The sequence below is a fragment of the Rothia halotolerans genome, from assembly GCF_004136635.1.
Classification (GTDB): Bacteria; Actinomycetota; Actinomycetes; order Actinomycetales; family Micrococcaceae; genus Rothia; species Rothia halotolerans.
Genome location: NZ_NOIU01000001.1, coordinates 960451 through 982678, shown reverse-complemented (window position 1 = coordinate 982678; position 22228 = coordinate 960451). Strand labels below are relative to the sequence as shown.

Annotated in this window: 23 protein-coding genes; 7 read left to right on the top strand and 16 right to left on the bottom strand. The window is 72.5% G+C overall.

Translation table 11 applies throughout. From position 1 onward, the window contains the following. Positions 1–87 precede the first annotated feature (87 nt). The 4 genes from EWV39_RS04540 to EWV39_RS04525 all read right to left on the bottom strand — a co-directional run bounded on the left by EWV39_RS04540 (position 88) and on the right by EWV39_RS04525 (position 4174). Complete coding sequence (locus EWV39_RS04540) at positions 88–1203, bottom strand: NADH:flavin oxidoreductase/NADH oxidase (protein ID WP_129657082.1); 1116 nt, start codon at positions 1201–1203, stop codon at positions 88–90. A gap of 176 nt (positions 1204–1379) precedes the next feature. Continuing rightward, positions 1380–2756, bottom strand: a complete 1377-nt coding sequence (locus EWV39_RS04535; protein WP_129657080.1) for a galactokinase — start codon at positions 2754–2756, stop codon at positions 1380–1382. A gap of 102 nt (positions 2757–2858) precedes the next feature. Then, positions 2859–3542: a TetR/AcrR family transcriptional regulator gene (locus EWV39_RS13890; protein WP_193554677.1), complete on the bottom strand. Its 684-nt coding sequence runs from the start codon at positions 3540–3542 to the stop codon at positions 2859–2861. A gap of 95 nt (positions 3543–3637) precedes the next feature. Beyond that, complete coding sequence (locus EWV39_RS04525; protein WP_129657078.1) at positions 3638–4174, bottom strand: type 1 glutamine amidotransferase domain-containing protein; 537 nt, start codon at positions 4172–4174, stop codon at positions 3638–3640. 122 nt (positions 4175–4296) lie between these two features. Between EWV39_RS04525 and EWV39_RS04520 the strand changes: the two genes are divergently transcribed. Both EWV39_RS04520 and EWV39_RS04515 read left to right on the top strand, forming a co-directional pair. Next, on the top strand, positions 4297–5949 hold the full coding sequence (locus EWV39_RS04520) for a Na+/H+ antiporter (protein WP_129657076.1): 1653 nt from the start codon (positions 4297–4299) through the stop codon (positions 5947–5949). 12 nt (positions 5950–5961) lie between these two features. Then, positions 5962–6156 carry a hypothetical protein gene (locus EWV39_RS04515; protein WP_129657074.1) on the top strand — a complete coding sequence of 65 codons (195 nt, stop codon included), beginning with the start codon at positions 5962–5964 and terminating at the stop codon, positions 6154–6156. Here EWV39_RS04515 and EWV39_RS04510 read toward each other — a convergent pair. After that, the gene (locus EWV39_RS04510; RefSeq protein WP_129657072.1) at positions 6153–6863 is read right to left on the bottom strand and encodes a MarR family winged helix-turn-helix transcriptional regulator; all 711 of its coding nucleotides are present in this window, start codon (positions 6861–6863) and stop codon (positions 6153–6155) included. The genes EWV39_RS04515 and EWV39_RS04510 overlap by 4 nt on opposite strands. A gap of 224 nt (positions 6864–7087) precedes the next feature. On the opposite strand from EWV39_RS04510, the gene EWV39_RS04505 reads away from it, so the two are divergent. Next, a complete protein-coding gene (locus EWV39_RS04505) occupies positions 7088–8122 on the top strand; it encodes a serine hydrolase (protein ID WP_129657070.1) in 1035 nt (344 codons plus the stop codon). A gap of 25 nt (positions 8123–8147) precedes the next feature. On the opposite strand, the gene EWV39_RS04500 is transcribed toward EWV39_RS04505, so the two are convergent. The 3 genes from EWV39_RS04500 to EWV39_RS04490 form a co-directional block, all read right to left on the bottom strand. Beyond that, positions 8148–8810 carry a response regulator transcription factor gene (locus EWV39_RS04500; protein ID WP_129657068.1) on the bottom strand — a complete coding sequence of 221 codons (663 nt, stop codon included), beginning with the start codon at positions 8808–8810 and terminating at the stop codon, positions 8148–8150. Between the two features lie 78 nt (positions 8811–8888). Then, positions 8889–10244: a sensor histidine kinase gene (locus tag EWV39_RS04495; protein ID WP_165313137.1), complete on the bottom strand. Its 1356-nt coding sequence runs from the start codon at positions 10242–10244 to the stop codon at positions 8889–8891. Positions 10245–10360: 116 nt separating this feature from the next. Further along, positions 10361–10855: a PTS sugar transporter subunit IIA gene (locus EWV39_RS04490; RefSeq protein ID WP_129657064.1), complete on the bottom strand. Its 495-nt coding sequence runs from the start codon at positions 10853–10855 to the stop codon at positions 10361–10363. 126 nt (positions 10856–10981) lie between these two features. Here EWV39_RS04490 and EWV39_RS04485 point away from each other — a divergent pair, with 126 nt between their 5' ends. After that, complete coding sequence (locus tag EWV39_RS04485) at positions 10982–11746, top strand: DeoR/GlpR family DNA-binding transcription regulator (RefSeq protein WP_129657062.1); 765 nt, start codon at positions 10982–10984, stop codon at positions 11744–11746. Between the two features lie 93 nt (positions 11747–11839). Here the strand turns inward: EWV39_RS04485 and EWV39_RS04480 are convergent, their stop codons facing one another. After that, on the bottom strand, positions 11840–12706 hold the full coding sequence (locus EWV39_RS04480; RefSeq protein ID WP_202864885.1) for a CE1 family esterase: 867 nt from the start codon (positions 12704–12706) through the stop codon (positions 11840–11842). A 129-nt stretch (positions 12707–12835) separates the two neighbouring features. Between EWV39_RS04480 and EWV39_RS04475 the strand changes: the two genes are divergently transcribed. After that, a complete protein-coding gene (locus EWV39_RS04475; protein ID WP_129657060.1) occupies positions 12836–13261 on the top strand; it encodes a DUF805 domain-containing protein in 426 nt (141 codons plus the stop codon). 13 nt (positions 13262–13274) lie between these two features. On the opposite strand, the gene EWV39_RS04470 is transcribed toward EWV39_RS04475, so the two are convergent. Then, a complete protein-coding gene (locus tag EWV39_RS04470; protein WP_129657058.1) occupies positions 13275–13571 on the bottom strand; it encodes a PLD nuclease N-terminal domain-containing protein in 297 nt (98 codons plus the stop codon). Positions 13572–13827: 256 nt separating this feature from the next. Here EWV39_RS04470 and EWV39_RS04465 point away from each other — a divergent pair, with 256 nt between their 5' ends. Beyond that, positions 13828–14487: a LysE family translocator gene (locus EWV39_RS04465; protein WP_129657056.1), complete on the top strand. Its 660-nt coding sequence runs from the start codon at positions 13828–13830 to the stop codon at positions 14485–14487. An 84-nt stretch (positions 14488–14571) separates the two neighbouring features. Here EWV39_RS04465 and EWV39_RS04460 read toward each other — a convergent pair whose 3' ends face one another. The 5 genes from EWV39_RS04460 to EWV39_RS04440 all read right to left on the bottom strand — a co-directional run bounded on the left by EWV39_RS04460 (position 14572) and on the right by EWV39_RS04440 (position 19385). Next, entirely contained in the window at positions 14572–15402 is an 831-nt protein-coding gene (locus EWV39_RS04460) for a CE1759 family FMN reductase (RefSeq protein WP_129657054.1), read from the bottom strand. Further along, positions 15399–16649, bottom strand: coding sequence for an LLM class flavin-dependent oxidoreductase (locus tag EWV39_RS04455; protein ID WP_129657052.1), 1251 nt, complete (start codon positions 16647–16649; stop codon positions 15399–15401). Before EWV39_RS04455 ends, EWV39_RS04460 begins: the two co-directional genes overlap by 4 nt. 247 nt (positions 16650–16896) lie before the next feature. After that, positions 16897–17760, bottom strand: a complete 864-nt coding sequence (locus EWV39_RS04450; protein ID WP_129657050.1) for a glutamine amidotransferase — start codon at positions 17758–17760, stop codon at positions 16897–16899. Positions 17761–17801: 41 nt separating this feature from the next. Then, positions 17802–18260 (bottom strand): DNA-binding protein, encoded by a 459-nt coding sequence (locus EWV39_RS04445; RefSeq protein WP_129657048.1) that lies wholly within the window; start codon positions 18258–18260, stop codon positions 17802–17804. A gap of 57 nt (positions 18261–18317) precedes the next feature. After that, positions 18318–19385 carry an EamA family transporter gene (locus EWV39_RS04440; RefSeq protein WP_129657046.1) on the bottom strand — a complete coding sequence of 356 codons (1068 nt, stop codon included), beginning with the start codon at positions 19383–19385 and terminating at the stop codon, positions 18318–18320. 133 nt (positions 19386–19518) lie between these two features. Between EWV39_RS04440 and EWV39_RS04435 the strand changes: the two genes are divergently transcribed. Further along, the gene (locus EWV39_RS04435) at positions 19519–20463 is read left to right on the top strand and encodes a LysR family transcriptional regulator (protein WP_129657044.1); all 945 of its coding nucleotides are present in this window, start codon (positions 19519–19521) and stop codon (positions 20461–20463) included. A gap of 705 nt (positions 20464–21168) precedes the next feature. Here EWV39_RS04435 and EWV39_RS04430 read toward each other — a convergent pair. Next, on the bottom strand, positions 21169–22101 hold the full coding sequence (locus EWV39_RS04430; protein WP_129657042.1) for a sulfite exporter TauE/SafE family protein: 933 nt from the start codon (positions 22099–22101) through the stop codon (positions 21169–21171). Positions 22102–22228 lie beyond the last annotated feature (127 nt).

Sequence of the window (22228 nt, the reverse complement as noted above, 5' to 3'; positions counted from 1 at the left end):
GGCTGGGCGGAACGGGAGAACGACGACGCCGCCCGCCCCTCGGAGGGAGGGACGGGCGGCGTCGTGCCTCGGCTCGGGGCGCGCCGGTCAGCGGCGGGCGCGGGCGTACTGCCCGGGCCAGGCGGTCTCCTGGCCCAGGGTCAGCGCGGCGTTCAGGGCCCAGCGCGGGTCGCGGAGCGCCTCGCGGCCCACGCTCACGGCGTCGGCCTGCCCGGAGGAGAGGATGTGCTCGGCCTGCACGGCGTCGGTGATGATCCCGACGGCGCTGGTGGGCACGCCGGTCTCCCGGCGGACGTGCTCGGCGAAGGCGGTCTGGTAGCCGGGCCCGGGGCGCACCTGCGGCGCGGCGAGGTTGCCGCCCGAGGAGACGTCCACCATGTCCACCCCGAGGTCCCGCGCGCGGGCCACGAACTCGGTGATGTCCGCCAGGTCCTCGGCGTTGGCGGCCCGGCCCTGCTCGGTGTCCGCCGGCTCGCGCCAGTCCACGGCGGAGACGCGCAGCAGCAGCGGCATGTGCTCCGGCAGCGCGCCGCGCACCGCCTCGACCACGCGCAGCGGGAAGCGCATGCGGTCCTCGAGGCTCTCGCCGCCCCAGCGGTCGGAGCGGGTGTTGACGCGGCGCTGCAGGAACTCGTGCAGCAGGTAGCCGTGGGCCGCGTGGATCTGGACGGTGTCGACGCCGGCCTCCACGGCCCGGCGCGCGGAGGCTGCGAACGCCTCGACCGTCTCCTCGATCTCCTCCTCGGTCAGGGCGTGCGGGGCGGGGAAGCCGCCGAAGGGCTCCTCGGTCGGGGCGAGGGTCCGCCACGCGCCGTCGTCCTCGGTCAGCGGACCGCCGGACAGGCCCGGGAGGTCGCCGGTGGTCGAGCCCTTGCGGCCCGCGTGCGCCAGCTGGATGCCGAACTTCGCGCCCTCGCCGTGCTCGTGGACGAAGTCGGCGATCCGGGCGAAGGCCTCGGCCTGCTCGTCGTCCCACAGCCCCAGGTCGCGCGGGGAGATGCGGCCCTCGGGCACCACGGCGGTCGCCTCGGCGAGCACCAGGGAGAAGCCGCCGGTGGCGAAGGATCCCAGGTGCATGAGGTGCCAGTCGGTGGGGACGCCGTCGGCCGCGGCCGAGTACTGGCACATGGGGGCGACCAGGGCCCTGTTCTTCAGATCCAGCTTCCGCAGGGTCAGGGGGCGGAAGAGCTGCGAGTAGGACACCGAATTTTCCTTTCCACATCACGTATCTGTCGACAGGGAGAACCTAGCGGAGGACGGAAGTATTCCGGTGTCCGCCCGCAGCGGAGCGAGGGGATGGAGCGGCGGGGGTGCGATGTGCGCGCGGGCGGCCGCGCCCGGGCACCCGGCGCGGTCGCCGCGCCGGATACGGCTCGGGCTCAGGCGTCCCGGTCCGCCGGCCGGCCGGGGGCCAGGGGGAGGAAGACCGGGCTGGCGAAGCCGCGGTCGGCGAAGGCGTCGGCCACGGCCTGCGCCGTCGGCTCCAGGCGGTCCTCCTCGACCAGCGCGAGCACCGCTCCGCCGAAGCCGCCGCCCACCAGCCGCGCGCCCAGCGCGCCCTGCTCGAGGCAGGTCCGCACGGCGACGTCGAGCTCCTCGCGGGAGGCTCCCAGGTCGTCGCGCATCGAGGCGTGGGACTCGGTGAACAGCTCGCCGAGCTCGGTCCACGTGTCCGCGGTGACGGGCAGGCGGTCGGTGAACAGGGCGCGGGCCCGCTCGACCAGCACCATGTCCGTGAACACGTGCCGGATCCACGACCGCAGGGTCTCCTCGCCGACCGAGTCGCGGATGGCCGGCTCGGCCGCGCAGCGGTCCAGGGTCTCCTCGACGACGCGGTGCCGCGCGGTCCGGGCCGCGGCGGCGTCGAGCTCCGGGAAGGCGATGCGGGCGGGCAGCAGGGCGCGCAGGTTCTCCACGCCCGCGGCGCGCGTGACGTCCTCACAGGCCTGACGGCGCCGCGAGTACTGGCCGTCGGCGAGGTCGTGCGGCGCGCGGGTGTCGATGACCAGGAACTTCAGCCCGGCCCCGGAGGCGTCGATGTGCACCGCCTCGATCGAGAGGTCGCGGAAGTCGATGACCAGCGCCTCGCCCGGCAGCGAGCGCAGCGCGGCCGTGTGGTCGAGCCCCCCGGTGCGGGCGCCGGCGACGCGGTTCTCCGCGTCCATGCTGACGGCGGCGAGGCGGGCGCGCAGCGCGTCGTTGTCCGGGCCGCAGCCGCCCACCGGCAGCGGGACCAGCGCGGCGGCTGCCCGCAGGGGGCAGGAGAGCTCCAGGAGGGCGAGCGCCGTCGCCGAGAGCAGGGCCGCCGAGGAGGAGAGGCCGCCGCCCACGGGGACCGTGGAGTCGATGAGCAGGTCGGCGCCGAAGTCGGCGGGCAGGGCGATGTCCGCCCCGCCCTGCTGATTCATCGCCCAGGCCACGCCGCCCACGTAGGCGAACCACCCGGAGACCCCGTCCGGGGAGAGCTCGGGGACCCTGGCCTCGGCGGGGTCCTCCATCTGCAGCGACTCGGCGTGCAGCACCCCGTCGCGGCGCAGCCGGCCCGCGACGAGCGTCCGGTACGGCAGCGGCGTCGGCATGCAGGAACCGCCGTTGAAGTCGACGTACTCGCCCAGCAGGTTCAGCCTCCCGGGGGCCGACCAGACGCCGTCCGGCTCCTGCCCGTAGCGGGCCGCGAACTCTCGGCGGAGGGCCTCCACCTGGGCGGTGTGGTCCGGCAATGCGGCCCAGTGGGCTGCGACGTGGGCGTCGGACATGCTGGAGAGCTCTTTTCTGGCGGTGGCGGGATGCGTCCGCGCGCCGGCCGGCGTCAGCGGCGCGCCCCCGGCACGCGCTCGGACGGCGCACATCACCACAGTTTAGAGGAACAGGCCCCTCAGCACCGCGCGCACTCCGAAGGCACAGGCCTCGGCGGAGGCTCCCATGACCTGGGTGGAGGGGTTCCCGACCTCGGCCGGGGACGTCCCAGGGGCGGCCTGGGCCCGGCTCTGCTCCTCGCCCACGAAGCCGAGCACCGTGTACAGGACCGTCCGCGCCGCCCAGCCGGCGCGCTCGGCCGCGAGGCCGGCGGACTCCAGGGCCGCGGCGACGGCGCCCAGGGGCGGCACCGCCTCGGGGCGGAGGGCCATCGCGAGGGAGACGACGTCGGCGGCGTCGGGGATGCCCGCCAGGCTCGCGCGCACGGCCAGGGCGCGCTCCAGGGCCGCCTCGGCCGCGCGGCGGGCCGCGGGCGGGGAGCCAGGGGGGAGGACCGGCTCGGCGGCGGGGGAGGCGGGCTCCGGCTCGGCGGTGCGGGTGCCGGATGCCGGCGCAGCGGGCCGGGAGGCGGCCGCGGCGGCGCGGGGAGGCCGGCCCGGCCCGGTCTCCAGCAGGCGGTGGGCCAGCTGGGCCAGCAGCTCCTGCTTGTTCCTGACGTGGTAGTACAACGCACCGGGGGCGACGTCGAGCTCCGCGGCGAGCCGGCGCATGGAGAGGTCCCCGAGGCCGTAGGCGCTCAGGATCTCCAGGGCGGTCTCGAGGATGCGCTCGCGGGTCAGGGCCACCCCACGAGTCTAGCCATGCGAAGGCCCCCGCCGGCCCCTCCGGCGCCGTGGCGCGCGGGGAGCCGGCGGGGGCCGGGCGGGGACGGCGTCGAGCCCTAGCTCAGCGCCTTGATGATCTCGGTGCTGAAGGCCTCGAGGTCGCCGGGGTTGCGGCTGGTGATCAGGTTGTTGTCCACCACGACCTGCGAGTCCTGCCACTCGGCGCCCGCGTTCTGCAGGTCCACCCGGATGGACTGGAACGAGGTGAGGGAGCGGCCGCGCAGCGCGTCGGCCTCGGCGAGGATCCAGGGGCCGTGGCAGATGGCCGCCACGGTCTTGCCCTCGCGCAGGAACGCCTTGACGAAGTCGGTGGCGCCCTCGGCGATCCGGATGGTGTCCGCGTTGACGGTGCCGCCGGGCAGGACCAGGGCGTCGTAGTCGGACGGATCGGCGTCCGCCAGGGCGACGTCGACGTCGAAGGTGTCGGCGTGGTCCCAGTCGCCCTTCATGGCGGTGAGGGTCTCGCCGGCGGGGGAGACGATGCGCGTGGTCGCGCCCGCCTCGTCGAGGGCCTTGCGGGGCTCGGTCAGCTCGGCCTGCTCCACACCGTGGGTGAGGAGGAAGGCGACCTTCTTGGAGGACAGATCTGCCATGGTGATTCCTTCCGTTGTACGAGGGGACATGACTCGTCTTCCGACGCTACCCCTGCGTCACGGAGGGCTGAACCCCCGTACGCTGTCCGCGCAAGGGCTTCCTTCTGCGTAGCATGCCTAGTGTGGAATTCCTGATCGTACTCATCGCCATCCTGCTGGCCACCGTGATCCTGGTGGGCGTGGGCGATCGCTTCAACCTGCCCTGGCCGGTCCTGCTGACCATCGCCACGGGCGCTGTGATCTTCGTCCCCGGCGTCCCGGAGGTGACCCTCGACGCCGAGCTGATCCTGCCGATCTTCCTCCCGCCGCTGCTCTGGGCCCTGGGCCAGCGGGCGAGCTGGCAGATGTTCCGCACCAACTGGCGCGCCATCGTGGTCTACTCGGTGGTGCTCGTGGTGCTCACCATCCTCGCCGTGATCTGGACCTCCATGATCTTCATCCCCGGCATGACGATCGCCGCCGCGGTCGCCATCGGGGCCGCCGTCGCCCCGCCCGACCCGGTGGCGGTGGAGGCCGTCGCCGAGCCCGTGGGCATCCCGCGGCGCATCGTCGCGACCCTGCAGACGGAGGGCCTGTTCAACGACGCCGTCTCCCTCGTGGCGTTCCAGGCCGCGCTCGCGGCGATCACCAGCCACAGCCACCTCTCCCCCGGGGCCCTGGGACTCCAGTTCGTCTACACCGCCGTCGCCGCGGTCGGCGTCGGGCTGCTGATGGGCTGGCTCGGCGCGGTGGGGCGGCGCCGGCTCGCGCACGGCGTCGGGCGCTCGGCCCTGACGCTGGTCATCCCGTTCGCGGTGTACATCGTCGCCGAGGAGGTCCACGCCTCCGGCGTGATCGCCGTGGTGGTCGCGGCCGTGCAGATGTCCAGCTCCAAGGGCGACCTGGAGCCCGAGGACCGCCTGACCGGCGCGGCCTTCTGGGAGGTCGTCGAGATGCTGCTGACCGGCGTCGCCTTCGGCCTGATCGGGCTGCAGCTGCGCCAGGTGATCGACGACGCCGGGGACCGCATCGGGGAGATGGTGCTGCACGGCGTGATCATCTCCGCGGTGGTGATCCTCCTGCGGCTGGCCTGGACGCTGCTCATCGCCGCGCTGAGCAAGGTGGGCCGCTCCAAGACCTCGCTGACGCCGCGCACCTTCGGCGAGTCGCTGGTGATGACGTGGGCGGGGATGCGCGGGCTGGTCACGCTGGCGCTCGCGCTCTCGCTGCCGGTGGAGGACTTCCCGTTCCACGCCGAGGGACTGGTGATCGCCGCCGTCGTGCTGCTGTTCACGATGGTCTTCCCCGGCCTGACCCTCCCTCTGCTGGTGCGCATGCTGGGCCTGGGCCGGGAGGACTGGCAGGACCGCCAGGAGCGCCGGCTGCTCGAGCGGGCCCAGCGCGCGGCTCTCGTCTCCCTCAAGGACAAGGCGGACGAGGCCCCGCCCGAGATCGTCGCCACGGTGACCGAGATGTACCGGCGGATGGTGCCCAAGAAGCCCTCCGAGGTCGAGGACCAGGAGGCGTACCGGCGCCAGATGAAGGAGCGGAAGGAGCGCCGCGCCCTCTTCGCCCAGGTGCGCGACGACGCCCTGGCGGCCGCGCAGGACGAGGTGATCCGGGCCCGCTCGGACCGCGGCGTGGACCCCGCCGCGGTGGACCGGGTCCTGCACCAGCTGGACCAGATGGCGGCGGTCAACAACCCCGATATGTACTCCATGATCGCCCTGACCAGGCAGGGCGGAACCGGGAACAAGAACCCCCGGCCGGAGGCGCCGGGCCGCGGCGAAGCATGATGGAATAGGGCTATGAACTTCCGAGCCTTCCTCACCCCCGCCTACATCACCTCGCTCGTGCTGCTGCTGCTCGCGGCGATCTTCATCTCCACGGGCCTGGGCGTGCTGGGATGGCTGGTCCTGCTCATCGGACTGGCCCTGAACGTGGTGGCCTCGAGCGTGACCAGCAACCGGGAGGAGCTGCGCCGCGCCGAGCGCGAGGGCTAGTCCTCCTCCAGCAGAGCCTGGTGGATGCGGGAGAAGAGGATCTCCAGGGCGGTGACCTCCTCGGAGGAGAGGTGCCGGAAGAAGAGGTCGTGCACGTGCCGGCGGTGGACCCGCCGGGCGGCGGTGAACACCTCGACGCCGTGATCCGTCAGCTCCGCCAGGGTCGCCCGGCGGTCCTCCGGGTCCTCGACGCGGTGGATGATGCCCTTCCCGCACAGGGTGCTGACCATGTAGCTCAGCCGGGAGGGCGAGAAGACCATGCCGCGGGCCAGGTCCCCCAGGCGGAGCCGCCGGTCCGGGGCCGAGTGCAGCATGAGGCAGAGGTTGTAGTCGGCGAGCCGCAGCTCCGAGTGCTTTCGCAGTTGCGCCTCAAGCCTGTTCTGCAGCGCCTGCGAGGTCTCGAAGTACTGCCGCCAGGCGCGCACCTGCGCCGGGGCCAGGAGGGCCTCGGGGGCGGGGAGCGGGGTGTCCGGGGCAGGCCCCGGCGCGGCTTCGGCCACGCCTCCCGGCTCGACTCCGAGCGCGGGGTCCGGGTCGGATCCCTGCACGGCCCCCGCCTCGGCCGCAGGGCCGGAGGCCGGCTCGGGACCATCGACGTCGCCCGGCGCGCCGGCCGCGAGCGGGAGGGGCGGCATGTCCGCGGCCTCTCCGCCCGCTGCCTCCCACAGCCCGATCGGGTCGCCGAACGGATCCTCTGGCGTCTCCACGGTGTCCTCCCGGTGATGCGGTCGTGCGGCACGGCCCCGCACCCTCCGCGCGGCGGCGCTCCACAGGGTGCGGCGTCTCTTCAGCTCTCCATTTTACGGTCCTCGCCGGCGGGTTCACCCTCCCCTCTCTGGGCGTATTCCGTGAATGACATGTGTCGAGGATCGCGGGGCCCGAACCCGTGAGCGGTTGGTCCCACGGGGTTCGCATCTCTAGGCTGAGGTGCATGTCTGAAGAATTCAGGGCCCCTGCGGCCCCTCGCGCCGAGCGCTCCCGTCCCGGCGGCGAGCGGCTCCCCGCCGCGAGTCAGCGCACCCCGTCCGGAGCGTCGATGGGGCGCCGTCGCGCCCTGGGCCTCGGCGCCTCCGCGCTGCTGGCCGGCGCCGTGCTGAGCGCGTGCGGCGGGAAGGGGCAGGAGGACGCCGTGCCCAGCGTCGGCGCCGCGCCGGGAGACGAGGCGGGCGAGGAGATCAGTCCCGTCCTGGAGGGGATCGCCGAGGAGTACGGGGCCGCGATGAGCCTCGCGGTCTTCGACCACGACGCCGGGACCCTCTACCGCTTCGCACCCGAGGAGTCGAGCTTCGAGGCGAGCATCGTCAAGGTGCCCATCGCGCTGTCGACGATGCGCCGGGCAGCCGAGGAGGGCGGCCGGCTGAGCGATCTGCAGCACGACCTCATCGAGCGCTCGGTGGGCTACTCCGACAACCTCGCGACCGCCGAGCTGTTCCGCCTGCTGGGCGTGCAGGGCGAGTACCTCTCGGAGCAGGGGCCCGAGGAGCCAGGGGACCCGGCGATGGAGGAGGAGGACGCCCGGAAGTCCTCCGACTACCTGAACGAGACCTACGACCTGCTCGGGGTCACGGGCACGCACGCCGACGGCACCTGGGGGGACAACGAGACCCAGGCCGCGGACCAGGTGCAGATCATGCGGGGGATCGTGGACGGCGTCGACTGGGTGGACCCCGAGGACATGACCTTCCTCACCGGCGTCATGACCCCCGAGGACGAGTCGCAGAACTGGGGCGTGGGCGCGATGATCGGGGACTCCGTGGGGGGCGAGGCCGTCACGGACGTGGATGTGAAGAACGGCTGGATCCAGGACGACACCGGCGCCTGGCACATCAACTCGGTCGGCGTGGTCTTCGTGGACGATCGGGCATATTCCGCTGCGGTGATATCCCACGGCTTCGACGAGCAGATGGTGGGCCAGGAGGCGGCCAGCGAGATGGTGCGCGCCTACTTCGCCGAGAAGTTCGGCTGACCGGCCCGGCCCGGCGGGCCGCCGCTCACCGGCCCAGGAACGCCAGCACCGCGCGCACGCGGCGGTTGCCGGCGTTGGGGTCCAGCCCCAGCTTGTCGAAGATGTTGCCGATGTGCTTGGCGACCGTGGCGGAGGAGACGTACAGCTCCCGCTCGATCTCCGAGTTGGCGCGGCCCTGGGCCATCAGCTCCAGGATCTCCAGCTCCCGCGGGGTCAGGCTCTCCAGGGCGCTGGAGCGGCTGTCCGCGGCGGCGTTGCCCATCAGGTGCTTCACGACGTCGGGGTCGATCACGGTCCCGCCCTCCGCGACGGTCTCCAGGGCGCGGGCGAAGTCCTCGATCCTGCCCACCCGGTCCTTGAGGAGGTAGCCGAGCCCGGTCGAGTCCTCCGAGAAGAGCTCCCGGGCGTAGGCGGCGGCGATGTACTGGGAGAGGACCAGCACGGGCATCCCGGGGTGCCGCTCCCGGATCCGGTGGGCCGCCTGGAGGCCGTCGGAGGTGTTGGTCGGGGGCATGCGGACGTCGGTGATGACGACGTCGACCTCCCCCTCGGCGGCCTCCTCCTCGACCGTGCGGATGAGGGAGGGGGCGTCCGCCACCTGGCGCACCACCTCGTGTCCCAGCCGGTTGAGGACCATGACCAGCCCCTCCCGCAGGAGGGTGGAGTCTTCGGCGAGGACAATGCGCACGTGGAGCCGCCTTTCGTGGAGCCGTCGGGCGCCGCGTACGCTCGCGCCGAGCCCGCGGCGGGGCGGCGGGCTCCTGCGTCAGAAGCGCAGCGTGTTCACCCGCTCGTCCTGGTTCAAGGGTAGCCGCACGCGCAGCGTCGTCGGGCCTCCGGCGGGCGAGTCGACGACGACGGTCCCGCCCATGGCCTCCGCCCGCTCGTTCAGCCCCGCGATCCCGCTGCCGTGCGCCGGGTCCGCGCCGCCCTGGCCGTTGTCGGAGATCTCCAGGTGCAGCGTCCCCTCGGCCGAGTGCGCGGTGATCCCCAGCCGGCTGGCGGTCGAGTGCTTCAGGGCGTTGGCGATCCCCTCGTTCGCGGCGTAGTAGGCGGTCCTCTCGATGTTCTGCGGCAGCACGGTGGTGGCGCAGTAGCTGAGGTCCACCGGCAGGATGCAGTTGTTGGCCAGCTCCTCGAGCGCGGCGCGCAGGCCGTGGTCCTCCAGCACGGCGGGGTAGATGCCGCGGACGGTGTTGCGCAGCGTCTGCAGGGCGTGGCGGGCCTGCTCCTGGGCGAGGGTGAGCTGCTCGCGGGCCCCGGCGGCGTCGACCCCCTGCTGCTCGAGGCCCTTGATGTCCAGCTCGATCATCCCCAGGCGCAGGCTGAGGTTCACGAGCTCCTGCTGGACGCCGTCGTGCAGGTCCCGCTCGATGCGGCGGCGCTCCCCCTCGAAGGACTCCATGATGCGGGCGCGGGAGTTCGTCAGGCCCTCGATCTGGCGCTGGATCTCCTCGGGGCGCGGGGCGAGCAGCGCCTTGGAGGCCGAGGCGGAGATCGCCGCGAGCAGGCCGTTGAGGTAGCCGAAGACGATCAGCGCCAGGAGGAGCAGGAGGGCGAACTTCCACCACTCGTCGGGGGTGAAGCCGGCGACGTCGGGTGCGAGGGGTGCGAGGGGGCCGAGGTAGTTGGACTGGATCTCCTCGCGCACGAGCCCTAGGGTCACGAGGCTCGCCGCCAGTGCCGCGGCCGTCGCGGTCTCGAGGATCAGGATCACCGCGCTGACCAGGCCGAAGATCCCGCCGATCACCGTGGCCAGCACCTCGCGCCAGGTGGCGGGCTCCCGGTATCGCACCCTGATCCACGTCCAGAACGGGCGCAGCGGCAGGCGGACGTGGCCGCTCGCGACGCCGTCGAACCCCAGGACCCACAGACGGCCCCGCTCGATGTAGCCGTACCAGAGGCCGAACAGCGGGATCATCGCGACGCAGATGAACGGCAGGAGGAGGATCAGCGGGCTGGTGAGGGAGTAGGACCCCAGGCCGCCCACCACGGCGAGCAGGAGCATGAGCGCGGCGAAGGCGAGGAACGGCTGCATGGCCAGCGCGAACAGAGCGAGCCAGGGCCCCTCCGAGACGGCGTAGAGGGGGCGGGAGAGCTTGCGCCACATACTGGTCGTCATGCTCCTCATCTTCCCCGAATCCGGCCCCGCGCGCAGTGGAGGGAGCTCGACGCCGCGGGGTAGGGGTGGCTCTACCGTCCGGCGCGGCGAGGCCCACCTGGGCGGCCGGCTGAGTCTCAGAGCGCGAGCCGGCCGAGGCGGGTCCGTCCCCGCACTACCTGCCCCCGCGGCTCCACGAACTCCGCCCCCTCGCCCCGCCGGGTCAGCACCAGCGCGCAGACCGTGGGCAGGGCGGCGATGCGCAGGTACTCCAGGTCGGCCAGGCAGAGGGCCTGCCCCGCCTGTACCGCCTGCCCCTCGGAGACCAGCGGGAGGAAGCCCAGCCCGCGCAGGAGGTGGGCGTCCACGCCGATGTGCACGAGGACCTGGGTGCCGTCCGGTGCATCGAGGTAGAAGGCGTGGTGGGTGCCGGGGCACGTCCGGACGGTCCCGGTCAGCGGCGAGGCGAAGAGGCCGTCCCCGGGTTCGACGGCGATGCCGGGCCCCAGATGGCGCTCGGAGTAGAGCAGGTCGGGGACCTCCTCGAGGGCCAGCAGGCGCCCGGAGACCGGCGCGATCAGCTCCCTGGCGGCCACGCGGGGCGCCGGAGCGGTGGGGGTCGGCTCGAACATGCTCGCTTCCTTTCGTTTGAGCTCGAAACGAGCCTATGATGGAAGCAAACGAAAAACAAGGGAAGGGAACGGAAGCCAATCGAAAGTCCGGTGCCGGTGCGGCGCTCTTGGATATCCTGGAGAGCGATGAGCAATCACCTGGACTTCGCCGAGCAGCGTCGCCATAAGATCGCCGAACTCGTGCGCCGCGAGGGAAGCATCCGACTGGTGGACCTCACCGCGCCCTTCGGCGTGAGCGAGCCGACCCTGCGCAAGGACCTCTCCGCCCTGGAGCGCGACGGCGTGCTGCGGCGCACCCACGGCGGCGCGATCGCGGTGGAGTCCCGCCCGCTGTCGACCCTGGCGGCGCGCAAGGCCCACAACATCGACGCCAAGCGGGCCATCGCGCAGATCTGCGCCACGCTGGTGGAGGAGGGGCAGTCCGTGTTCCTCGACTCGGGGACCACCATCGAGGTCCTCTCCGGACTGCTCCACCAGACGACCATCAACGTCCTGACCAACTCACCCGGCGTCGCCATGGCGGTGGCGGAGAAGCCGGGGATCCGGCACACGCTGCTCGGCGGCGAGTACAACCCCGTCGGGGGCTCGGTGACCGGCGCTCTGACGATCGAGACGCTCGGGCGGTTCAGCGTGGACACGGCCTTCATCGGCGTCAGCGGGGTCTCGCCCCAGGGGATCTTCACGGTCGACGTCGCGGAGAGCCACGTGAAGCAGGCGGCCATCGCCGCGGCCCGGCGCGTCGTCGTGCCCCTGGACACCTCCAAGATCGGCTACCGCGACTACTACCTGCTCACGGACCTGGAGTACGTGGACGACGTGGTCGCGGAGCGGCACGACGCCGAGCTCTCGCGCTGGTGCGCCGACCACGGGGTGCGGCTGCACGTTCCGTAGGGGGAGGGGCGCGGATCAGGGCGGCTCGACGACGAGCCCGGCGGCGGGATCGGACCCGAGGGGAGGTCCGGGCGCGGCCCCGGGCAGCGGTCGTCAGCCGTCCCGGCCCGTGAGCCCGAAGAACCCGCCGATCGCCTCCGCCGCCACGAAGGCCCGGGTCCCCGGCCCGAGCGAGGCGGGGAGGTCGTGGGGCGCCGGGACGAGGTGCCCCATCCCGCGGACCGTCCACAGCTGGACCGGCGCCCGCCCCTCCTGGGCCCAGGAGCTCACGACGACGCCCTCGCCCCGCTCCTCGAGCCGGGGCGGCCCCTCGTGGCCGTTGCGGCGCGCGAAGTACGCGGCGGAGTCCGGCGCCGAGAGCACCCGGCCGCGCGACTGCTCGCCCCACAGGCTGGCCTCGCCGCCGTCGTAGGGTGCCAGGGGGTCGGCGGTGCCGTGGACGGCCAGCAGTGGCACGGGATGCGGCGAGGCGTGCGGGTGCGCCGGGGCGAAGTTCTCCGGGGCGGGCTGGGTGGCCGCGAGGGTGGCCGCGCCCGCGAGCAGCTTGGGCGCGTCGTGGAGCAGCCGGATGACCATCTGGCCGCCGTTGGAGTAGCCGGCGGCGTACACGCGCTCGCGGTCGATCCCGTGGGTCCGCGCGAGCCGGCGGATGATGCCCGCGGTGAAGGCGACGTCGTCGACCCCCAGGCGCCGGCACTCGAAGTCGGCCCCGCGCCGCGCGTCGTTGAAGTGCCGCCCGACGCCGTCCGGGTAGGCGAGCACGAGGCCGGCGCGTGCCGCCAGCTCGTCGAAGGTCCCCGCCGTGAACTTCCGGAAGACCCGCGAGGACTGCTGCGACCCGTGGAAGAGCAGGAGCAGCGGCGGGCTCGCGGGCGCGCTCTCCGGGACGAGGAGCGTGAAGGTCCGCTCGCGTCCTTGTAATTCCATGGTCTCGCGGGTCGCTGTCCAGGGGGTGCTCACGGGGTCATCCTAAGCGGCGGCGACGTCGGACGCTCGGCGAGGCCCCGGGGTTCAAGTGCGGTGCCGCGTGTGATCTGCTGGGAGGGCAAGCCGCACGCCGGATGCCGACTGAGAAGCGAGGCCGTCTCCATGTCAGAGTCCCCGAGCTCCACCGCCTACCGCACCCCTCCCCGGAGCGCCCTCCGGCGCGCGAGCCTCAGGCAGGCGTGGCGGAGCTTCTTCCAGCACTACTTCGAGTTCAAGGGCTTCGCCTCCAGGAGCGAGTTCTGGTGGGTCCAGGGGCCGTTCATGGTGCTCTCCGGTCTCTACGCGCTGCGGCGGGAGCGCATGGACGAGATCCTCATGAGCAACGCCTTCGTGGCGCTGCCGGTGCTGCTGATCAGCCTCTTCCTGTTCATCCCCTCCCTCTCCGTCCATTGGCGGCGTCTGCACGACGCCGGCCTGGCCGGTCCCTGGTGGTTCCTCAGTTGCATCCCCGTCCTGGGGCCCTTCGCCCTCATGGTGCTGACGCTGCTCCCTCCCCGGCCGGAGCGGCAGAAGCCCGAGTGGACGTGAGGGCACGGCCGGATCAGCGCAGGGCCATCGAGCGCGGGTGCCGCCGGGCCTTTCCGGTGTCCTCGGTGGTCCCGGGGGCCCGTTCGGCGCGGAACCACAGCGCGGCCCCGAGCAGGGGGAGGCCCACGATGGCCAGGGCCCACCGCGCCTTCGAGGCGGCGGGGTGATGCGGCGAGCGCGCCGCGGACCGCAGCGCCGCGAGGGTGACGATCAGGAGGGTCGCGGCCGCCGCCGTCGTCATCAGGGCCATCACCAGGTCCGGTCGCTGGCCCAGGATCCCCAGGAGCGCCGTCAATTTGCTGATCATCATGGAACCAGTCTGGGGCGGCGGACGGGCCGGGCGCAGTGGAGACGGCGCTACTGATCCTTATAGCTGGCTCTACCTCGGCGGGGCCGGCCTTCGGCGCGCCGTGCTCGTCACTGCTGCGGGCCCGCATTGGGCCTGACGAGGGAATCGATGAACGCATCTTGGAAGAGTTGTCGTTTCACGTGAAACACAGTCCCCGGGTGGTATAGCGTGAGGAGGTTCGCGGCGGATCGCGCCGCGAGGAGAGGGAGGCGAGTCCTTGACGCTACAGGTGGTCCTGCCGCTGATCGCGGCCTGGGTGGTGGCGATCGCCTCGCCGGGCCCCGACCTGCTGATGATCCTCCAGCAGTCTGCACCGCGCGGAGGCGGGGGACAGGGTCCGCGTCCGCGGGCCCTCGGCCTCTCCGCCGCCCAGGGCGTCATGACCGGGAACCTGCTGTGGATGACGGCGGCGGCCCTCGGCCTGGGTGCCGTGGTGGCCCTGGCCCCCGGCATCCTGCCGACGCTGAAGATCCTCGGCGGCGCCTTCCTGCTCTGGATGGGTGCCTCGGGGCTGTGGGCGCTGCGTCGCTCCCTCGGCGGCGAGGGGCCGAGCGTCACCGGGCACCGCTCCACGATCGGCCGTTCCTACCTGCGGGGACTGGGGACCAACCTCGCGAATCCCAAGGCGCTGATCTTCTTCACCGCCCTCTTCGCCCCCTTCTTCAGCCGGGGCTACCCGAGCTGGCAGACCGCGATCCTGCTGGCGGTCATCCTCGTCGTCGGGATCGCCTGGTTCTCGACCTTCGCGTGGCTCGCCTCCAGCGGCCCGGTGATCCGCCTGGTGCGGCGGTACTGGGTGACCCTCGAGGTGGTGACCTCGGCGCTGTTCGCGATCATCGGCATCGCCTTCGTCGTCAACGGGGTGGTGAGCCTCTAGCGTCCGGCGGGTGCTGCGGGCTCGTGGGGAAGGCACACCGGGCCCGGGCGCGCGTGCGCACGGGCCCGGCCGCGTCCGGCGGGGTTACTGGCGGAGCAGCTGCTCGAAGGGCGTGACGCGCAGCGGCGGGAGACCGCTCGCGCGGTGGGCGGTTCGATGGGACGCGGTGCCGGAGGCCGCTCGTGCCGGATCGGGGGACGACTCGTCACCACTGGGTGCGGTGAGAGCTGGATCGCCCGGTGCGGTCTCCTCGCTCCTCAAGGGCCGGGGAGCCGGAGAGAGCTCTTCCCCGGCGGCGGACCTCGTCTCAACGGCCCCGGGTTCGGCCGGACCGGCGGGTGCTGCGGCCGGGGCGACGTCGTGCGCCGGCTCCCCGGTGCGGCGGCGGATCCGCTCCGCGAGCTCGCCGGCCGCGCGGTCGATGCGGCGCTGCAGGGACTCGTCCGCGCCGAAGTCGTCGGTCGCGGCGAAGACGCCGGTGGGGACGGCGTCGGCCCTGAGGTAGGCGAAGAGCGGGCGCATCGCGACGTCGATCATCAGGGAGTGGCGGGCAGTGCCGCCGGTCGCCGCGAGCAGGGTGGGGACGCCGTCGAGCTCCCCGTCCTCCACCAGGTCCCAGAAGGACTTGAAGAGGCCGGTGTAGCTCGCCTTGAAGGTCGGGGTCACGGCGATGACCGCATCCGCTCCGCGCAGGGCGTCCAGGGCCGCGGCCAGCTTCCCGGAGGGGAAGCCCATGGTCAGGTGGTCGGCGATGCCGTGGGCGAGGCCGCGGAGGTCGATCCTGACGGCGCGGGCCTCCGCGCCCGTTGGGCGCAGGCGGGCCTGGACGGCCTCGAGCAGGCGGTCGGCGAGCAGGGCCGTGGAGGAGGGCTCGGAGAGGCCGGCGGTGACGACGGCGATGGTCGGCGCGCTCATCGGGTCTCCTCCGTCCGCGTCGCGGGGCGCTCCTGATCGGTTTCACGTGTCCGCGCGGCGGTCCCGCGCTCCCGTTCGGCTCCGGGCTCCTGGCCCGCCTGGTGATCCCGCTCGGCCCGGCGCGCTTCTCCGGCCGGCGAGTCCTCGCGCCCGCCGGGCACCGGGTCGGCGCCGGCGCGCCGCCGCTCGACGAGCGAGGCGTGGGTGGGGGCCTCGGGCACGTGCGCGGGGCGGGCGGCGTCGAACTCCCGCCGCAGCGTCGGCAGCACCTCCTCGCCGAACAGGTCCAGCTGCTCCAGCACGGTCTTCAGGGGCAGGCCCGCGTGGTCCACGAGGAACAGCTGGCGCTGGTAGTCCCCGGCGTACTCGCGGAAGGACAGCGTCTTCTCGATGACCTCCTGCGGGGAGCCGACCGTCAGCGGCGTCTGGTCCGTGAAGTCCTCCATGGTGGGGCCGTGGCCGTAGACCGGCGCGTTGTCGAAGTAGGGGCGGAACTCCCGGCGGGCCTCCTGCGCGTTGCGGCGCATGAAGAACTGGCCGCCCAGGCCCACGATCGCCTGGTCCGCCGCGCCGTGGCCGTAGTGCTCGTAGCGCTCGCGGTACAGGTCGATCATCTGGCCGGTGAACTCCTTGTTCCAGAAGATGTTGTTGTGGAAGAAGCCGTCGCCGTAGTACGCGGCCTGCTCGGCGATCTCCGGCGTGCGGATGGAGCCGTGCCAGACGAAGGGCGCGACGCCGTCCAGCGGCTGCGGGGAGAGCGTGAAGGACTGCAGCGGCGTGCGGAACCTGCCGCTCCAGTTCACGACCTCCTCGTGCCACAGCCGGTGCAGGAGGTTGTAGTTCTCGATCGCCAGCGGGACGCCCTGCCGGATGTCCTTGCCGAACCAGGGGTAGACCGGGCCGGTGTTGCCGCGGCCGAGCATGAGGTCCGTGCGGCCGTCCGCGAGGTGCTGGAGCATGCCGTAGTCCTCGGCGATCCGCACCGGGTCGGTGGTGGTGATCAGCGTCGTCGAGGTCGAGAGCATGATGCGCTCGGTCTGCGCGGCGATGTAGGCGAGCGTGGTGGTGGGCGAGGACGTCGCGAACGGCGGGTTGTGGTGCTGGCCGACGGCGAAGACGTCGAGGCCGATCTCCTCGGCCTTCCGGGCGATCGCGACCGTGGCCTTGATGCGCTCGTGCTCGGTGGGCGTGGTGCCGTCGGTGGGGTCCTGGGTGACGTCGCCGACGCTGAAGATGCCGATCTGCATGGTGTGCTCCCGATTCATTTCAAAACTGAACTAAACATGGAACGCCCTTGGTGTGGGCCTTATTCCCGGAGGTTTTTGGTTGAAGGGTAAAGCAAAGATGGTCTCATCGAGCGTGGCGTGAGCAAGTCGTCAGCCGGGTGGGCGGCGGCGCCCGTCGTTCCGGCGGCCCGACGCGCCGCCGTGCTGACGTGCCGCCGGGTGACGTTCCCATGGGGCGACGTTCCGACGGAGGCCGTCCGGCCCTCCTTCAGTGGCCGTAGCGCTCGCGGAAGTTCCGCAGGATCATGGCGGGCCGGTCCACGACCGCGGCCCGGGCGGCGGCGAACGTCTCCTCGGCGCGCTCGGGGTCGAAGTACCCCTGATCCGCGTAGATGTGCAGACGGTAGAGGAGGCTCTCCAGGTCGAGCTCGGGGTGGAACTGGGTCGCGTACATGTTCCGCTGCACCCGGAACATCTGCACCGGGCACGCTACGCCTGCGGCTAAGAGGGCGGCGTGCCCCGGCAGTCGGCGGATCGCCTCCTTGTGCCCCACGAAGGCCTGGAACGTACGCGGCATGCCCGCCAGCAGGGGGTCCCGCGCCCCCTCCTCGGTCAGGGTGATCTCCACCGGGCCGGCCTGCTCGGCGTAGAGGTCGTCGACGACGGCGCCCTGGTGCAGGCCCAGCGTGCCCACCCCGTAGCAGGCGCCCAGGAAGGGGTGGTCCCGCCGCGCGACCTCGTCGAGCAGGCGCCGCAACTCCGCCTCGACGCGCACCTGTAGGGCCGACTTCGACTCCTGCGGGTCCGTGGAGTTGAAGGGGCTGCCGCCCAGGATCACCCCGGCGTGGCCGTCCAGGATCGTGGGCCAGTCGATGGGCGCGGAGGGCGACGACTTGTTATGCCGCACCTTGTCCTCCCGTGCCTCGTCATGCCGCGTCCTGTCGCGTGACGACTCGTCGCCCGGTGCGTCGCTTCCGTCGCCGCTCTGCCGAGCCCGGGCGTCCAGGATCCGGTCCAGGCGCATCGAGAGCAGCTGTCCCTCTCCGAAACCGCCGAGCCGCGCGGTGGAGCGCAGCTCGTCCGCCACGACGTCGTCGTGGGAGCGGGTCTGGATGAGCAGGAACGGCAGCATAAGGCTCAGCGTAGCGGTGAAAGGGGGCGAGCGGGCGCGCTCTACTCCGGGGCCTCTGGGGACTCTGCGACGGGGGCGGTGCGACTGAGCAGCCGTTCGTAGCGCTGTTTGGCCGCCTGCGGGGTGCCGAGGCCCAGCCCGAAGGCGATGTCCTGCCATGTCAGGCCGCGACCTCGCGCCATCTGGAGGAGCCCGCTCTCCAGCTCGTCCATCTCCCTGCGGGCCAGGGGGAGGAGGGTCAGGGCGGCGGTGATGTCGACCTGGTCCACCTCCGGCTCCTCGTCGTCGAGCTGTGCGATCCCGCCGAGCAGGAACGAGACGAGCCGGACGGCCTCGTGCGCGCCGAGGACCGAAGGGTGGATCTGGCGGTCGCGCTGCTCGGGCGTCGTCGCATGCCGCTCGGCTATGCGCATCAGGGAGGCGTAGACGCGGTGGGCTCGTGCCTCCTCCGGCTGGGGAGGGGTGAAGAGGTCGCCGGGGTGTTCGGGAATCGAGGTCATGGGAAGAGAATAGGGTTCCCATGGAAAAACTTCAACACTTTATTTTAAACAACTAGTTTAATTACCTGTGCTGTCATCGCTCCTGCCCGGCTCCCCGGCGTCGTCGGGGTCCTCCTCGGAGCGGACCACCGGCATCGCCCCGGTCCTGACGCCCAGCACGGACTCGTCTTCCTCCGTGGGCTCGATGACGGGCAGCGCGCCGGTGCCGACGCCGACCACCGGCTCCTCCTCGGCTCCGGCCTTGCCCGCCGCGGCCTTCCGCGCCCGGGAGCTGGAGACGGTGATGCCCACGCTCGCGATGATGACCAGCGCGATCGCGGCCAGGCGTATCGGCCCGGTGGCCTGCGAGAGCAGCGCCCAGCCCGCCAGCGCCGCGATGGCCGGCTCCAGGCTGAGCAGGATGCTGAAGACGTTGCTCGGCAGCCGGCGCAGGGCCGCGAGCTCCAGGGTGTAGGGGATGACTGAGGCGAGCAGCCCGGTCACGGCCGCGAGCAGCAGGATCCGCCAGTCGGCGAAGGCCTGCACGGCGCTCGAGGCGCCGATCGGCAGGATCAGCACCGTGGCGACGCCCATCGCCGCTGCCAGCCCGCCGGTCCCCGGCACCGCCTGGCCCACGTGTGCGCTCGAGAGCACGTACCCGGCCCAGAACGCCCCCGCGATCAGGGCGAACAGCACCCCGAGGGGATCCAGCCCCACCGCCCCCAGGAAGCTCTCCAGCCCCAGCAGGCACATCCCCGCCAGCGCGACGCCGACCATCGCGAAGTCGGCCACCCGCCGCGAGAGCACCGCGGCCAGCACCAGGGGCCCGAGGAACTCGACCGCCACGGCCGCGCCCAGCGGGATCCTGTCGATCGAGGCGTAGAAGAAGCCGTTCATCCCCGCCAGCGCCGCGCCGAAGAGGATCACGGAGCGCCACTGCCGCCACGTCCAGCCGAACATGCGCGGGCGCACCGCGACCAGCAGGATCACGGCCGCCATGAGCATGCGCAGGGAGGTCACGCCCCACGCGCCGAGGATGGGGAAGAGGTGCGTGGCGATCGCGGCCCCGAACTGCAGCGAGAAGCAGGAGCCGACGACGAGCGCGACGCCGCCGCCGAGCCGCGGCGATGCATCGGTGCGGGTCATGAGGCGGCTCCTGGGCAGGGCTGGGTGCGAGGGGCGATGGGCATGCATCCAGCATGGAGGCCCGGAAACCAATAGTCTAGCGAATGTATCTAATGGAAAACCGTCACTGAGTCTTAATGATCGGAAGGGTGCGATGCTGAACCTCCAGCGACTGCGGATGCTCCGCGAGCTGTACCGGCTCGGGACCCTCGCCGAGGTCGCCCGCACGCTGTCCTACACGCCGTCGGCGGTCTCGCAGCAGCTGGGGCTGCTGGAGCGCGAGGCCGGCGTGCAGCTGCTGCAGCGGGTCGGGCGCGGGGTGCGGCTGACCGACGACGCCGTGACCCTGGTGGAGCACACCGAGGCGCTGCTGGCCCGGCTGGAGCTGGCCGAGGCGGAGCTGGCGACCTCGCAGGAGAAGGTCAGCGGCGTGCTGCGGATGGCCTCGTTCCAGAGCGCGCTGCTGACCATCGCCCCCACCGCCCTGACGCTGCTGGAGCAGCGCCACCCCGAGCTGCAGGTGCAGATCGCGGAGCGGGAGGTGGGCCCGGCGTACGAGGGGCTGCTCTCGCACGAGTTCGACGTCATCCTCGGCGAGGAGTACCCGGGCCTGCCCGACCCGATCCATCCCGGCGTCGACCGCGTGGACCTGGTCACCGACCCCCTCCACCTGGTGCTGCCGACCGAGGGGCGGCTGGCGGAGCCGCCGCGGTACCTCTCCGACCTCGCGGAGGCGCCGTGGGCGGTGGACCCGCCGGACGCGGCGAGCGGGCGGTGGGCGCGGGCGATGTGCCGCGGCGTCGGCTTCGAGCCCCGCGCCCACTTCGACACCCTCAACCCGCTGCTGCAGGCCCAACTGGTGCGCACGGGGCACGCCGTCGCCTTCATCCCCGCCCTGATCGCGGTCCAGCACCTGGAGGGGACGCGGCTGGTGGCGCTGCCGGGGGACCCGCGGCGGAAGCTGTTCACCGCGGTGCGCAGCGGGCGGGCCCAGCACCCGGCGGTGTTGGCGTGCCGGGCCGCCTTCGCCGAGTCGGCGGCCAGGGAGCGGGCGCCCCGGCCGGCGTGGCGGCTCGAGGGGCTGAAGGCCGGGGGATGACGACGGCGTCCGGTCCCTCGGGGCTCGGAGCTCGAACCGGGCGGCGCCGGCCGGGGAAGGATCGCGGGGACGAACTGAGGGCAGGCAGGATGCCTACGCAGCGCGACTGCTGGGCTCGTCGGGCCAGAGCGATCCGGAAAGAAGCGGCTCGGAAAGAAGCGGGCCAGGGGGAAACGGTCCGGGGAGAACTGGGCCAAAGGGAAGCGGGCTGGGGAGAAGAGGGCGAGAGAGAAACGGGCTGGGGAGAAGCAGATCAGGGGGAAGGGGATCGGGGAGAAGAAGGTCAGGGGAAACGGATCGGAGAGAAACAGGTCAGAAAGAACAGCAGAGCTTCACACAACTAGCGTTTTTCGGAGCTTTCCCTCCGAAAAATCGGGCTGTTCGCTGTGAGGGGGTGGGTCCTGGGCCATGGACGCAGATTTTCGGTGCGATAACTCCGAAAACGGCTAGTTGAGGTCAGCACATATATCGCTCGATCAAACGGCCGGCGCTTCCGCTCCGGCATGCACCGCCGGCCCGTCGACGGAGCTCCCACCGGGCCCCGCGCCGGTCCGGCAGCGGTGCCTCTCCGGCCGCCTTCGCCGCCCCGGCCACCGCTAGTCCCGACCGCCGTCAGCTTCAGCCGCGGTCAGTCCCAGCCGCGGTCAGTCCCGGCTGTCGTCACTCTCGGACGTCGGCCGTGGGCCGGCGTCACCCGGGCCGCCGTCAGCGCTCGACGTCGCTCCCCACGCCGTCGGGCGCCGGAACCACCGAGGCCGAACGCTCGACGCGTCGGTCCGCTAACTCCCGGCGGACCGCCCACACGATGCCGGCCGCCCAGGCGAGGGCAATGAGGGCGAGGACCGCGGGCCCGACGCCGGCCGGGATCGCCCCGCCCACGGCGTCGGTCCCCAGCAGCGTCCGGGCGTTGGTCAGAATGATCAGCCCGCCGGCGCCCACCGCCAGGATGCGGGGTGCGAGCCAGCGCACCAGGTACGCGGCGACCGGGGCCGCGATCACCCCGCCCACCAGCAGCGCCAGGACGAAGGGGAGGTCGATGCCCTGGTGCCCCAGCGCGAGCAGGAAGCCGACCGAGGCGCCCACGCTCACCACGAACTCCGAGGCGTCGATCGAGCCGATGACCTTGCGCGGATGGATCTTCCCCGAGGCCAGCAGCGTCGGCGTCCCCACGGGCCCCCAGCCGCCTCCGCCGATCGCGTCCATGAACCCGGCGACCCCGGCCAGGGGGACCAGGAGGAAGCCGGGGACCCTGCCCGTGAAGCTCGGGCGCCGGTCCGGCATCCGCAGGAAGCGCCAGACGACGTAGACCCCCAGCCCCAGCAGGATGAGCGACATGACCGGCGCCGCGGCGTCGCCCGAGGCCGTCAGGACGTTGGCCCCGAGGAAGGCGGCGATCCCGCCGGGGACCGCCATGAAGCCGACGATCCGCCAGTCGATGTTGCCGAAGCGCCAGTGCGCCGCCCCGGAGGCCAGCGTGGTCCCGATCTCGGCCAGGTGCACGGTCGCGGAGACGGCCGCCGGGGCGAGCCCCACGGTGAGCAGCAGCGTCGAGGAGGTGACCCCGTAGGCCATGCCCAGGGACCCGTCCACGAGCTGCGCGGCCAGGCCGATCAGGGCCAGGAGGATGAGTTTCCGCATCGGGGTGCTCCGCTTCTCGGGGTGAACAGTGGGTTCACTCTAGGAAGAGGCGGGCCCCGGGCCCAACGATGAGTCACACCGCGTCTCGGCGTGAATCCAGGTTGCGCAACGCGACGTCAAATTGCCG

Bases quoted from the DNA above. Each gene is read 5' to 3' on its own strand.
- EWV39_RS04435 (WP_129657044.1), top strand. From the start codon at position 19,519: ATGCTGAACCTCCAGCGACTGCGGATGCTCCGCGAGCTGTACCGGCTC.
- EWV39_RS04455 (WP_129657052.1), bottom strand. From the start codon at position 16,649: ATGCAGATCGGCATCTTCAGCGTCGGCGACGTCACCCAGGACCCCACC.
- EWV39_RS04490 (WP_129657064.1), bottom strand. From the start codon at position 10,855: ATGTTCGAGCCGACCCCCACCGCTCCGGCGCCCCGCGTGGCCGCCAGG.
- EWV39_RS04525 (WP_129657078.1), bottom strand. From the start codon at position 4,174: ATGGCAGATCTGTCCTCCAAGAAGGTCGCCTTCCTCCTCACCCACGGT.
- EWV39_RS04535 (WP_129657080.1), bottom strand. From the start codon at position 2,756: ATGTCCGACGCCCACGTCGCAGCCCACTGGGCCGCATTGCCGGACCAC.
- EWV39_RS04470 (WP_129657058.1), bottom strand. From the start codon at position 13,571: ATGATGATCAGCAAATTGACGGCGCTCCTGGGGATCCTGGGCCAGCGA.
- EWV39_RS04430 (WP_129657042.1), bottom strand. From the start codon at position 22,101: ATGCGGAAACTCATCCTCCTGGCCCTGATCGGCCTGGCCGCGCAGCTC.
- EWV39_RS04450 (WP_129657050.1), bottom strand. From the start codon at position 17,760: ATGCTGCCGTTCCTGCTCATCCAGACCCGCTCCCACGACGACGTCGTG.
- EWV39_RS04515 (WP_129657074.1), top strand. From the start codon at position 5,962: ATGAACTTCCGAGCCTTCCTCACCCCCGCCTACATCACCTCGCTCGTG.
- EWV39_RS04485 (WP_129657062.1), top strand. From the start codon at position 10,982: ATGAGCAATCACCTGGACTTCGCCGAGCAGCGTCGCCATAAGATCGCC.
- EWV39_RS04460 (WP_129657054.1), bottom strand. From the start codon at position 15,402: ATGAGCGCGCCGACCATCGCCGTCGTCACCGCCGGCCTCTCCGAGCCC.
- EWV39_RS04440 (WP_129657046.1), bottom strand. From the start codon at position 19,385: ATGACCCGCACCGATGCATCGCCGCGGCTCGGCGGCGGCGTCGCGCTC.
- EWV39_RS04475 (WP_129657060.1), top strand. From the start codon at position 12,836: ATGTCAGAGTCCCCGAGCTCCACCGCCTACCGCACCCCTCCCCGGAGC.
- EWV39_RS04445 (WP_129657048.1), bottom strand. From the start codon at position 18,260: ATGACCTCGATTCCCGAACACCCCGGCGACCTCTTCACCCCTCCCCAG.
- EWV39_RS04505 (WP_129657070.1), top strand. From the start codon at position 7,088: ATGTCTGAAGAATTCAGGGCCCCTGCGGCCCCTCGCGCCGAGCGCTCC.
- EWV39_RS04495 (WP_165313137.1), bottom strand. From the start codon at position 10,244: ATGACGACCAGTATGTGGCGCAAGCTCTCCCGCCCCCTCTACGCCGTC.